At 36.8% G+C, this 13,735-nt stretch carries 8 protein-coding genes and 1 tRNA gene; 4 read left to right on the top strand and 5 right to left on the bottom strand.

Features of this window, described 5'->3' with window-relative positions; translation table 11 throughout:
• Window positions 1-369 precede the first annotated feature (369 nt).
• Window positions 370-4,353 carry a trifunctional transcriptional regulator/proline dehydrogenase/L-glutamate gamma-semialdehyde dehydrogenase gene (gene putA, locus OOA_RS08415; protein ID WP_008911718.1) on the top strand — a complete coding sequence of 1,328 codons (3,984 nt, stop codon included), beginning with the start codon at window positions 370-372 and terminating at the stop codon, window positions 4,351-4,353.
• A gap of 337 nt (window positions 4,354-4,690) precedes the next feature.
• Here the strand turns inward: putA and fliZ are convergent, their stop codons facing one another.
• A complete protein-coding gene (fliZ, locus tag OOA_RS08420) occupies window positions 4,691-5,203 on the bottom strand; it encodes a flagella biosynthesis regulatory protein FliZ (protein ID WP_008911719.1) in 513 nt (170 codons plus the stop codon).
• A gap of 1,768 nt (window positions 5,204-6,971) precedes the next feature.
• Between fliZ and OOA_RS08430 the strand changes: the two genes are divergently transcribed.
• Window positions 6,972-7,283: a DUF5339 domain-containing protein gene (locus OOA_RS08430; protein ID WP_008911721.1), complete on the top strand. Its 312-nt coding sequence runs from the start codon at window positions 6,972-6,974 to the stop codon at window positions 7,281-7,283.
• Between the two features lie 448 nt (window positions 7,284-7,731).
• On the opposite strand, the gene mgtA is transcribed toward OOA_RS08430, so the two are convergent.
• The 4 genes from mgtA to cspE form a co-directional block, all read right to left on the bottom strand.
• Entirely contained in the window at window positions 7,732-10,434 is a 2,703-nt protein-coding gene (gene mgtA / locus OOA_RS08435) for a magnesium-translocating P-type ATPase (RefSeq protein ID WP_008911722.1), read from the bottom strand.
• A gap of 154 nt (window positions 10,435-10,588) precedes the next feature.
• Window positions 10,589-11,287, bottom strand: coding sequence for an MgtC family protein (locus tag OOA_RS08440; protein WP_008911723.1), 699 nt, complete (start codon window positions 11,285-11,287; stop codon window positions 10,589-10,591).
• A 405-nt stretch (window positions 11,288-11,692) separates the two neighbouring features.
• Window positions 11,693-11,896 carry a protein DsrB gene (gene dsrB, locus OOA_RS08445; RefSeq protein ID WP_008911724.1) on the bottom strand — a complete coding sequence of 68 codons (204 nt, stop codon included), beginning with the start codon at window positions 11,894-11,896 and terminating at the stop codon, window positions 11,693-11,695.
• 106 nt (window positions 11,897-12,002) lie between these two features.
• Window positions 12,003-12,215, bottom strand: a complete 213-nt coding sequence (cspE, locus tag OOA_RS08450; protein ID WP_008911725.1) for a transcription antiterminator/RNA stability regulator CspE — start codon at window positions 12,213-12,215, stop codon at window positions 12,003-12,005.
• Between the two features lie 471 nt (window positions 12,216-12,686).
• Between cspE and OOA_RS08455 the strand changes: the two genes are divergently transcribed.
• Both OOA_RS08455 and OOA_RS08460 read left to right on the top strand, forming a co-directional pair.
• Window positions 12,687-13,205, top strand: a complete 519-nt coding sequence (locus OOA_RS08455; RefSeq protein WP_008911726.1) for a YlaC family protein — start codon at window positions 12,687-12,689, stop codon at window positions 13,203-13,205.
• Between the two features lie 121 nt (window positions 13,206-13,326).
• Window positions 13,327-13,402 (top strand) — tRNA-Asn (locus OOA_RS08460).
• The last annotated feature ends 333 nt before the right edge of the window (window positions 13,403-13,735 follow it).

Consider the following 13,735-nt stretch of genomic DNA (forward strand, 5'->3'; position numbering starts at 1 on the left):
GTTACGTTGCACTTATTTAAAGATATCACTTTAGTATGCTAGACAAACTCATTTGTATTTAACAAGAAATTAACGTTATTTTGTTCTATAAACGATACCCATATCACAAATGTTAAATTATTAATATATGAAATCAATAATTTGATTAAGTAATTAATACTTAACAATTATCACAAAAAACCATTAACAGCATGAATAATAAAGATAAAAATTACTTTGTTTTTTAATCATGCTAATTAACAAATAAAAGTAAGATATCATTCACAATTCATATAGAATTGCTTGCAACTATGTTGCACAAAGTTGCAACATCATGCTATTGATGTGTAACTTTTTTGTTTTTAGTCCTAATTATTTAGAGGAAATGGGATGAGTAGTACGACAACTATGGGTGTGAGACTTGATGAAGCGACTCGTGAACGCATTAAAATTGCTGCTCAACGTCTTAATCGCACGTCACATTGGTTAATTAAGCAAGCCATATTTAATTATCTTGAACAGCTTGATAATGAGCAATTTATCCCTGAAATTTCCGCAGGACAAGATAGCAAAAATGGCCAAATATCAGAAGAAGAATCATTAACTGAATCGAATTATCAACCATTTTTGGATTTTGCAGAGCATATTTTACCTCAATCAGTTAAACGTTCAGCGATCACATCTGCTTACCGTATTCCGGAAACGCAAGCACTTCCGATGCTATTACAGCAAGCTCAACTGCCTTCTGAGCAAGCAGATGCTGCACATAAGCTGGCTTATTCTATTGCTGAAAAATTGCGTAATCAAAAAAATGGAATTGGCCGTGCAGGCCTAGTTCAAGGACTTCTGCAAGAGTTCTCTCTCTCATCTCAAGAGGGGGTTGCTCTTATGTGCCTTGCTGAAGCCCTATTGCGTATCCCTGATAAAGCAACTCGTGATGCACTTATTCGCGACAAAATCAGTAGCGGTAACTGGCAGTCTCATTTAGGACAAAGCAGCTCAATGTTTGTCAATGCTGCAACATGGGGATTACTTTTCACCGGAAAATTAGTTTCAACTCACAACGAAGCTAAGCTATCTACCTCATTGAACCGTATTTTGAGTAAAAGCGGTGAACCATTAGTCCGCAAAGGCGTTGATATGGCAATGCGCTTGATGGGGGAGCAATTCGTCACAGGTGAAACTATTGCGCAAGCATTAGCCAACGCACGTAAACTCGAAGAAAAAGGATTCCGTTACTCTTATGATATGCTTGGAGAAGCAGCACTAACTGAAAAAGACGCCCAAGATTATATGGTGTCTTATCAACAAGCTATCCATGCTATTGGTAAAGCATCTAATGGCAGAGGTATCTACGAAGGCCCCGGTATTTCTATCAAGCTATCGGCTTTGCATCCTCGCTATAGTCGAGCGCAATACTCAAGAGTTATGGATGAACTTTATCCACGCTTGTTATCATTAGTTTTACAAGCTCATCAGTATGATGTGGGTATAAATATTGATGCTGAAGAAGCTGATCGCTTAGAAATTTCACTCGATTTGCTTGAAAAACTTTGCTTCGAACCACAACTTGCAGGCTGGAATGGTATTGGCTTTGTTATTCAAGCCTATCAAAAACGCTGTCCATTTGTGATTGACTCAATTATTGAACTTGCCGAACGCAGCAAGCGTCGACTGATGATCCGTCTAGTAAAAGGCGCTTATTGGGATAGTGAGATAAAACGTGCGCAAATGGACGGGCTCGAAGGCTACCCTGTCTATACTCGTAAGATATATACCGACGTTTCCTACATTGCCTGTGCTCGCAAATTATTGTCAGTTCCTAATCTTATTTACCCACAATTTGCGACTCATAACGCGCACACATTAGCCGCTATTTATCAAATTGCAGGTAAAAACTATTACCCTGGCCAATATGAATTTCAATGTTTACATGGCATGGGTGAGCCACTATATGACCAAGTTGTTGGAAAAGTAGCAGATGGTAAACTTAATCGCCCTTGCCGTATCTATGCTCCTGTTGGTACTCATGAAACCTTACTCGCTTACTTGGTCCGCCGCTTATTAGAAAATGGTGCGAATACTTCATTTGTTAATCGAATTGCAGATGCAACCATACCACTCGATGAGCTCGTCGCTGATCCAGTTAAAGATGTATTGGAACTCTCAAAAGTAGAAGGTCAAATTGGTTTGCCTCACCCGAAAATTGCATTACCGCGCGACCTTTACGGTAAGCGTCGAGTGAATTCAATCGGATTAGATATGTCAAACGAGCACCGTTTAGCTTCACTTTCTAGTGCTCTTCTGACTGCTGCTATGCAAGAAAAGTTAGCTGAACCATTACTTGGTGGCCATTATCAAGCAATAGAAACTGCACCTATTGCAACACCTATTGTGAATCCAGCCCGCCACAAAGATATTGTCGGATATGTTCGTGAAGCAACATTAGAAGAAACTGACTATGCATTGAATATCGCTAGCGATGCCGGCGCAATTTGGTTTGCTACTCCGCCATCAGAACGTGCTGCAATTCTATTGCGTGCAGCCGATATTATGGAGCAACAATTACAACCGTTACTCGATGTATTAGTACGTGAGGCTGGAAAAACTTATGCAAATGCAATTGCAGAAGTTCGTGAGACAGTAGATTTCCTCAACTACTATGCAACCCAAGTCAGAGATGATTTTGATAATAATACCCACCGTCCATTAGGTCCTGTCGTCTGTATTAGTCCTTGGAACTTTCCACTGGCAATTTTTACCGGACAAATTGCCGCCGCACTCGCCGCTGGTAATACCGTTCTCGCTAAACCCGCAGAGCAAACGCCACTAATCGCTTCCATTGCAGTATCAATAATGCATCAAGCGGGTATTCCACATGAAGCTTTACAGCTACTTCCGGGTAAAGGAGAAACTATTGGAGCGAAATTAGTAGGAGACGCCAGAGTTCGAGGTGTTATGTTCACTGGTTCGACAGCAGTTGCAGGGTTACTCCAGCGTAACATAGCAGGAAGACTAGATGCTCAAGGCCGCCCTACACCGTTGGTTGCAGAAACGGGTGGGCTAAATGCCATGATTGTAGATTCATCGGCATTGACAGAACAAGTTGTGACTGATGTAGTTGCTTCTGCATTTGATAGTGCAGGTCAACGTTGCTCTGCCTTACGTATTCTTTGTATTCAAGATGATGTGGCGGATCGTACTATCCGTATGTTAAAAGGTGCGATGGAAGAATGTCGAATGGGCAATCCAGAACATCTTTCAACCGATATTGGTCCAGTAATCGATAATGAAGCTAAAGAGAATATTGAACAACACATTCAACAAATGCGTAGTAAAGGTAAAGATGTATTCCAAGCAGTTTTCAATAATATTGAAGATTTAAATGAACAATCCGAAGGGACTTATATAAAACCAACATTAATCGAATTGAGTAATGTTAGTGAATTGAAAAAAGAGATTTTTGGTCCCGTATTACACGTTGTACGTTACAAACGTGAAGAACTTACTTCAATTATCGACCAAATAAATGCCGCAGGATATGGGCTTACACTTGGCGTTCATACACGTATTGATGAGACTATCAATCAAGTTATTAGTAAAGCAAAAGTTGGCAACTTATATGTGAATCGCAATATGGTTGGTGCTGTTGTTGGTGTTCAACCATTTGGTGGCGAAGGCCTTTCCGGTACGGGTCCTAAAGCAGGTGGACCACTTTATTTATACAGACTACTTAGCGAACGTCCCGACAATGCCGTATGCCGTACACTCGAAAGACAAGATAATGAACTGCCAATGGATGCAAGTTCGCGTCCAGCCTTGCTTGAACCTTTTGATGCCTTAATTACTTGGTTGGAAAAGCAAAATGAATACATTGAACCTGTAGTTCTTGATAAGTTTGCTCGCCATGGCCAGGCTGGGACTTCGCGTTTATTACCAGGCCCGACGGGTGAAAAAAATACTTATACTCTTTACCCTCGAGGAACTATTTTATGTATCAGTGATAATGAAAAAGATTGCTTGGTACAACTGGCTGGAGTTCTTTCAAGTGGCTGCCAAGCATTGTGGTCTGAAAGTGAAATGCACCAAAAACTGTACCAAACATTACCCGAAAGAGTACGCAATGCAGTTTTAATAACAAAAAACTGGCAGGAATATACCGGACATATCGAAGCTGTTATCCACCACGGTGACAGTGACCAACTCAAACTAGTTTGTGAAGTAGTTGCTCAGCGTAAAGGACCTATTATTTCAGTTCAAGGATTCGAGCGTAATGAAACTAATTTACTGCTAGAGAGATTGGTACATGAAAGATCATTAAGCATTAACACCGCAGCGGCTGGTGGTAATGCTAGTCTTATGACAATAGGCTAACCAACTATACTGAACCCAATTCCATATTGGGTTCAGGTAACTTCCCCTAGCCTAATAAAGATCAAGCCAATACGATTATCATAATCCAACCATATATAAACACCAAACGAAGCTACCTCTGAAATAATTAGAGTTATATGTCGACAACAAATGAAGAGAATTCGAAGGGTATAGATAATTTTGTGATTTCGTTGTCAGGCTTTACCTGAATGTATAATCAACAGTAATTTAAATATAGTAGATCATCAAAACAAAAAGGTGCCCTCAACGGACACCTGATATAGATATTATCGCTATGCTTTGAATAAGTAATTTCCTTATTCGAGGATATCGATTATTAATTTTGTTCCGCTTGCCAGGACAAATATTGCTCATATTTACGCAAAGCAATATTATAGTTACTGAAAGCAGATTCAGTCATTTTGTCACTTAATTGTTCTTGAATTTTAGCCGGCGTAAACTCTTTCATTGAGAAATTAGATGACGATAAAAGCTCATCGAGACGACGCAAACGGACGACATATTCACGAACTGTGCTGTGGCTCATTTCAGTCTGTAAAAACAGATACTGTTTAAATGACATAATGTCAAAAAATTCAGTATTGCTATTGCAGTAAATTTCACTACAAAAACGGCAAAGCGCAGTAAATTTATCTTGTAACTCTAACCATTCACTTTCATCAACAAGTTGAGTCATCTCAGCGATAGCTTCTTTATTTAAGATAGCATCGTTAAAGACAAGAGATATGCGATCCAGTGTTTTATGGCAATGTGCACAATGCGTTTGGCTGTGTTTAAAATCTTTAATGTAACGACTCAACGGCCGTTTCTTAACAATAGAAGCAGACATGATTATAAGCCCTGTGTGTAAGTCTAAAAATAAAATTGTAACATAGTAAATCACGTTACATACTGAGTTTGCCCATGGCATTATTATTTTCAGCCATGTTGCATAACGATACGGATAAATCTGTATCAAGCGCTTTTGCTTTCGCTTAAGGGGTTAGTTAATACTGATAATACGTTGTAAGAACTTCTTTCCCTCTGTGAATATCATTCTATCGCGTCTATCACTCTTTGGCGAATTTCTGCGAAGACTAGAGTCTGGTACTAATTTCATTTAGCGTCAACCTAATAAACCAATCATTTATTGACTTTATATGGAATTAAAACAACGTAAAATATTATGTGATACCAACTATATCAATCGCTAGGTCACAGACTTTACCTGATAAACATAACTTCATTCAATAAAAATTTGATTTAAAAATCAGACTCATAGCTTAATATGAATTAAAATAGCAAAAATGTGACCTAACTCACTTAACATAACCAAAATTTAACTGTCTGTTGCGTAGGACATAATAGTTAAAATATACGATAAGCTGTTATTCACTCATAATCGTAAACTATTATTTACGATAATTGCCAAATTCAAGCTATAAATTTATTTTTTTATTATATGCAAACTAGTTATAGTTTATAGCAAAAATCATATTTATATTAGCTTTTATGCCATCTCTTTTTTTTATTCACTATAACTAGTTATATGTACTTAACTCTTTACACCCGTTATCTCTTCATATAATGATTTCAATAATTCCTTCACTATCTTTCCCATCGAAATGAATTAAGTAAAAACACTTAATTAATAAAATAAGAATATATTTTATTATTTTAAATAATATTTAAATCAAAAAAATTGAAATAAAAGATGCACCTCGAGAAAAACATCGAATGCAAAATAATTATAATTTGGGTAATTACTCTGCCCTATATGCTCTTCAAACCCTTCAAACCCTTCAAACCCTTCAAACCAAAACCGTCTTACTAAATGATAGATGTATGTAATACAAATACTGACGCCATCCACATTTTCTGTGGGTAATACCCCCATCAATCTGTGGATAACTTTCTCTGATGTTGATGTGCTGGCGCATTGATTGACTTGCACACAAAACAACCTAAACGTATTTTTGATAGTTCTACAAAATAATTAGCGTGATATATAAGAAATAAACAGAACTATCAAAAGGAAGAAAAATGATATAAATAACATTAAATACCAGTAATTTAACACAATTTAAACATAATATTTACGAAGGTAATTAAAAAATTTCTGTAGCCAAAAACAGTAAATAAAAACACTCTTCGGATTCGACTAAACATACTTTCCTTATGTTAAGTCTTTTATCTGACCTACTAAGTGATGAATTACTCACCTTACTATTTACCTTACGTAAGGACTTTTAAACCGAATAAAAATTGATCTTCAAAGATCAATTCCTCCTAGACAATAAAGGTGATAAGGCTAGCTTGTCAGATATCACTTTAAATATGATGAGTATAAACTTAAAAGAATCACTATTTAAATAGCTGGAACTAGGTCATTGCCTGTTAGATTTACCATTTCAGTGATTAATGCAATGCCACTGAATATTCAACCCTATATCCAAATTCAATACGTTTTATCAACGATACAAGTCAGTATTCTAAATTGAAATGTAGGAACTTATGGCCCATAAAGCATGTTTTTAGGAATTGTTACATTTGATATTAAAACGAACTCTTATATACTCAACTTGCTACTTCAATAACTAATAATTTTAAGGTTAATTATGAAAAAGTTAATTTTAGCTTGTGGTATGGGTATCATTGCATTAGCAATAACGGCCTGCTCAGAAGAAGATAAAAAAACACAAGTTGCAGGTGCAACTGAAACTTGTAATGCATATTTTGCAGAAGTTGATGGTCTGATTGCAAAAGCATCTGAGAACCCGCAAGCTAAAGCTCAGTTAGATGCAATGAAAGGTCAACTGGAAGAAGGTAAGAAACAAGTTGCTGCATTACCTAAAGATGAGCAAGATAAAGCTTGTCAACAAGGTATTGATGCAATGAAACAGATGAAAACAGCATTAGGCTTACAATAATCGCCTAGCATTTTTCATTTAAATGATATAAATGTCATACTTTATATATGGCATTTATATCAAAAAAATTATTCCTATAGTAAATAACTCTTCTGAATAAACATATTTTTAATTTCAACTGCTTATTTACATTTTATTTAGTATCCTCGAAATGAAAGTAATATTATAAGCCAGCATCCCCCTGAGCCTAATCCCCCCTTCTAAAACCCACTAAATAATTATTAATATTTTATTAAAAATAAAAACCATATTATTTTTACAATGTTAAATTGGTGGGTTAAACATTATAGATTTATCATTTAACAAATAAGTCACAAACACACTTAGTTAAATATAATTAACTTTTTTGGTTTTAAGCTAAATCATATATGTAGTAAACAAACAACAGTATATAAGTAAGGAGATAGACTAACCTCCCTACTTACTTTGACGATAGTATTAACACGTTTTATAGCCACGTTCCAAAACGTTTTATATAAACTTGTTTCATCAACTGCGCCACAACACAGTAGCTAAACAATGTTAAAACTAACCATGGAAAATATTCAAGTGGCAAAGGCTGTAAACCAATCATTTCACCAAGTGATGAAAACGGGATATACAAACCGAGTGCCATTATCAATCCAGTTGTTAATAATACTGGTAATGCAGCTGTGCTTTGTATAAAAGGAATTTTTTGAGTTCGTAACATATGAACAACTAAAGTTTGTGACAATAATCCTTCAACAAACCAACCTGATTGAAATAATGCTTCATGCTGTATACTATTAGCTTTGAATACATACCACATTAGTGCAAAAGTCGTGATATCAAATATCGACGATGTTGGACCAATCCATACCATAAAGCGGCCAATATTTTTAGCATCCCATTTACGTGGGCGTTTTAAAAACTCTTTATCCATTTTATCCCAAGGTAATGCAAGTTGGGACATATCGTATAGTAAGTTCTGTACTAATAGATGAATAGCCAGCATAGGTAAAAAAGGAATAAATGCACTTGCAATCAAAACTGAAAAAACATTACCAAAGTTAGAACTCGCAGTCATATTCAAGTACTTAATAATATTACCAAAAGTTTCTCTTCCTTTAATAACCCCCTGCTCTAGGACCATCAAATCCTTTTCTAATAAAATAATATCCGCAGATTCCTTCGCAATGTCAGTTCCTGTATCAACCGAAATCCCAACATCAGCATCTCTCAGTGCAGGTGCATCATTAATACCATCTCCTAAAAAACCTACTGTATGACCATTAGCTTGTAGCAGCTTTAAAATCCTTGATTTTTGTAATGGTGTTAACTTACAAAAAATAGAAATTTGCTCGACTTTTTGTTTCAACGCATCATCTGACATTGCCTCAACATCAAGGCCCGTCATGATTTCACTCACATTCAGTCCAACATCATGGCAAATTTTCTCGGTAATAATAGCATTATCACCGGTAAGCACTTTTACAGCTACACCATTCTCACGCAATGCTGCAATCGCTAAAATTGCACTTTCCTTAGCAGGATCGAGGAAAGTTAAAATTCCTTTTAATTCGAGATGCTGCTCCGATAATGCAGAAAGTGGTAAACATGCTTCGTCATTGTTCAGCGAACGGGTTGCAAGAAGTAATACTCGGAAACCTTGACGGTTATAATCGCTCACTAATTCAGTAATTCGCTCCCGCGCTTGTACATCTAGAGTTTGTGATTCACCACCTTGCTGGTAACTTGTACATATCGCTAACATTTCCTCAGCGGCGCCTTTACAAATAAGCAATGCGCTCCCTTCAGGTGTTCTCACTGTAATAGATAATTTTCGACGTATAAAATCAAACGGTAGCTCATCAATCTTTTGATAAGCCTGTAAATGTTTTATTTCATCCTTCCCTCTTCCACGACGAATAATAGCTTGATCCATCAAGTTTTTTGTACCACTTTGGTGGAAGCTATTTAACCAAGATAACTGTAAAATTGTATTATCTACTTTGCCATGACTATCAAGATAATGTTCCAAGATGATCCGATCTTGCGTCAATGTACCTGTTTTATCCGTGCATAACACATCCATCGCACCAAGATTTTGAATCGCATTGAGCCTTTTAACAATAACCTTGTGTTTCGACATGGCGATTGCACCTTTGGCTAAATTAGAACTCACTATCATAGGTAACATTTCAGGAGTAAGACCAACTGCAACTGCAAGAGAAAATAAAGTGGCTTCGAACCAATCTCCTTTTGTAAAACCATTAATCAATAAGACAATCGGTACCATGACCAACATAAAACGAATAAGTAGCCAACTTACGCCGTTAACACCACGATCAAATGCAGTTTTTGCACGGCTCCCTACAATGGATTTAGCAAGTGATCCCAAGTAAGTTTTTGAACCCGTTGCAACCACAATACCTCTTGCGGTTCCACTGGTAACGTTAGTCCCCATTAGACAAATATTAGACATTTCTAATAATTCATTTTCAGTCGCTGAAACAGGTTCTATTCCTTTAGCGCTAACATCACCTAATGTGTCATATTTTTCAACCGGAATAGATTCTCCTGTTAATATGGCTTGGCTGATAAATAAATCACGCGATTCAATAATCTTAAGATCTGCAGGTACCATATCGCCAGCAGATAACAACACAATATCACCAGGAACTAGACATTTTATCGGCACTTCTTTGCGCACTGAACGCCCAGTTTTATTATCCCGACGATAAGCTGTAGCGGTTGTACGAACTAATGATTTTAATGCTTCAGCCGCTTTATTAGTTCGGTACTCTTGCCAGAATCGTAACAATCCACTGAGCAAAACCATCGTAATAATAATAATGACGGCTTTTAAATCAGTTTCTTCACCTTGTTCCTTAGGAATAACATAATCAGTGACGAAACTAACAATAGCTAAGGTCATTAAGACAAAAATAAAAGGGTTTTTGAATGATGAAAGGAGTTGCTTCCAAGCAGGAGGCGCTTTTTCGTGAGCGACTTCATTTTCGCCCTGATCTACTAATCGGTCTAATGCTTCGTTATCCGTTAAACCTAATAGATTAGTTTGATATTCATTGAGTACTTGCTCTATTGTTTTACTCGCTTGTACACCAACAATGAATTCTTGACGAGCTGGCGTGTTTGCGGGTTTACGCTGATGCTTTATTTCAGCCATGACGTTTATCTCTATGCGGCACTTACAGTGCTTATTTAAACGCTATCCAACTGAAAATAAAGTTATTTACTCATCGTTAGATAGCTCCTGTTTATGACTCCATGACGGAGGGTGATCGTTCATTTCAACTCCTATAGTTAATGATTATTAGCATTCAGGCGGGTAGCTCTGATGCAACTTTCCAATTAATAGCACTGACACTTTGTTCAAGGCTAATTCGGCAAACCAAAGCTTCAATTTCTTTTTGTTCCGCTGGTGTCGCTAAGAACTCGGCGAAAACCTCTAACTGTTCTGGTTTAAGCGTATCCGCACTACTTAACGATTGCAGGCGAATATGTAAGCCGTTTATAGCTTGCAAAATCAGTGTTCTAACTAAAATTTCATCGCCCTGATGGCACATCACGCTAATTTTATAACGTTGTTCAATATCAAGCGCCTGTTGTTGAGGCTGTTTGTTAATACGTTGTGCCGCTTCACGCAGTAAAATATTGGCGCAAAGAATAAGGAGTGCAGCCATAGTTGCTAAAGAATATTGACCAAGGCCACATAACACACCAATGCCTGCGGAGCACCACAGCGTAGCTGCAGTATTTAATCCTCGAATATTCATGCCTTCTCGCATGATCACTCCAGCACCTAAAAACCCAATCCCCGAGACAACTTGCGCAGCAATACGCCCGGGACTATCTGGTGAAGTCGCAACAGAACTGAGAATAAAAACAGCTGCCCCGGTTGCTACCAATGCATTAGTACGTAACCCCGCCATTCGTTGACGCCATTGACGTTCCGCACCAATCAATGCACCTAAGCACATCGCGGAAACAAGATTCAAAATATCAGGAGTAAATAACATAATTGCCCCTCCAATTAATAAACTGGATAACAAAAAATGTGCTATATAAAATGCACATAGCCTTAAATCTGAATAAATAAATATTCAGAAGCTATAGGCTGTTGCCGGGAGGGAATAATGAATAGATATAAAACAGCATAATACTCACCCAAAAAAACAACAGTAAACCATTGATAAACAATAGTTATACAATTTCTATATTAGGGAGTATCACGAAAAAAATACTAGATACTGCCCGCCATGGAGGCAAGCAGTTAATAGAATAGATGCTTAATTACTTGCCAAAACAATTTGATTTTTATTACAACTCTGGCTATCCAAGTAATTATCCTCTAAGAAAATTTGAGTCGAGTATAGATTGAGCAAATCTTGATGTAAAGCTTAAACTATTTTTAAATAATCCTTTTATTTAAAAGCTTCGCTTTCTACTGGGCTAACAAAAATTCCATTTTCACCCTCTTTTTCATTAAAAAACCAGATGCCTCCGGGGTAATCCGGTAGAGAAACTAAATACATCGTTCCTTCATTAAAGGGTTCAATAAGCAAGATTTTTCCTTCGCGGCGTTCTTGACCATCGGTTTTTACATAAACACGATCGTGAATTTTCATCAGGTGGATCTCCAGCAAAAATAGGATACTGAAGTGTAGTTTAACGTAAACGAAAAAGCCCGTCATATTAATGACGGGCTTTAGAAAATTTGTTAAGCAATTAAGCTTAGATTGCAGTTACGTTAGCAGCTGCTGGGCCTTTTGCACCATTTTCAATGGTGAATTCAACTTGCTGGCCTTCTGCCAGAGTTTTGAAACCAGCGCCCTGAATGGCAGAGAAGTGAACGAAAACGTCTTTGCTACCATCAGCAGGAGTGATGAAACCGAAGCCTTTAGACTCGTTGAACCACTTAACTTGACCTTTCATTTTGTCGGACATTTGACTTTTCCTATATAACATCAAAAAAAACTGCCTTTTCGGCATATATGGGCCGGAGTCAACTATTTAATCAGGGAAACACCAAGAGAAGTACTAAGGTCAAAGGCTATCTGGGATAACTTTATTCTTATAACTCACTAACTTAGTAATCGTACATCAAATAGGACTGCTACACAGGCCGATAGTCATTAACTCACGAGTTACGAATAATAGCAACTATTTTATATGGATTAACTCCAAAAAAATGTCGTTTTTTCGGTTACGTCACTTTTCAGTTTACAAGGTTAACAAAAATTTCGCATTTTATTGATAATTTAAAGAATTTATTGATAAACATACGCATAATTTTCAGTGGGGAAATTCTGATATAGTGACAATTACACTCATTTTTTTTCACAACTGATATATAACAATTCAACTTACGCATGATACTCTTGATTATATAGATGTCTTACAGAGAGCTATCACATCATGGATATTATCAAACAAATACTTATCGAAGATTTGGACACCATCAATAAAAATGAGAAACGTGATGGTAAGCCTTACTTTAACAGCCAGTTCATTGCCAATCATCCTTACCTATGTATTGGTATGATTGCTGCTTATATCCCTTTAGCCATTTTAGTCTTATACGCTCCTTACTTTGGCTTCTACTGGATGATTGGTTTTACTGCATTATTTGTCATCTTAGCTGGAGTGTTGCTATTTGATATCAAACCTATTTACCGATTTGAAGATATTGGGGTACTGGATTTACGTGTTTGCTATAACGGAGAATGGTTTGTTACTGAACTGGTTTCTGGCTCTTCAATTCAGAAAATACTTGATTCTAAAGATGTTAATAGTGCGATAAAAGAAGAAATTACCCGTTTAATGGATCTTAAAGGCATGCTTTCATTTTATGATATTTATCACATTGCATTTCCCGAAGTGCCGACACCAGCTAAAACACACTTAACAACACAGAATAAAGCGCAATATCAATAAGGTAGAGTAAAAGTTAATCATAATGCGCAGTGATTAAGCAAACGCATTGTTTTTCTGTTTTTATCGTTGACAGCATGAGGCGATATCGTTAATATTCGCATCGTTCTCAGGAACAATCAATTCCTCCATAGTTCAGTCGGTAGAACGGCGGACTGTTAATCCGTATGTCGCTGGTTCGAGTCCAGCTGGAGGAGCCAAATTTAAAAAGCCTGCTTATATAGCAGGCTTTTTGCTATCTATAGTTTCAAATATATATTAATTAATCTAGATACATCGCTCTCCCTATAACCCTCCAGTAGTCATAGAAAACGCTCATTAATTCAAACAAAATTCCGAATGAGTCATTGATTTCATTATTGACTAAGTATGTATTCAATATAATTGATATATTTCAAATTATGGATTGGATTGAGGTGTAGATAAAATTAACGCCCCGATGAACACAGCTATCTATGTTCATCGGCGTTTGATATGGATAGCCTCATCAGTTACCAACAAGTTTCTTTATTTATGCAGGATCCAATGTATTA

The sequence above is a fragment of the Providencia burhodogranariea DSM 19968 genome (assembly GCF_000314855.2).
Taxonomy (GTDB): Bacteria; Pseudomonadota; Gammaproteobacteria; order Enterobacterales; family Enterobacteriaceae; genus Providencia; species Providencia burhodogranariea.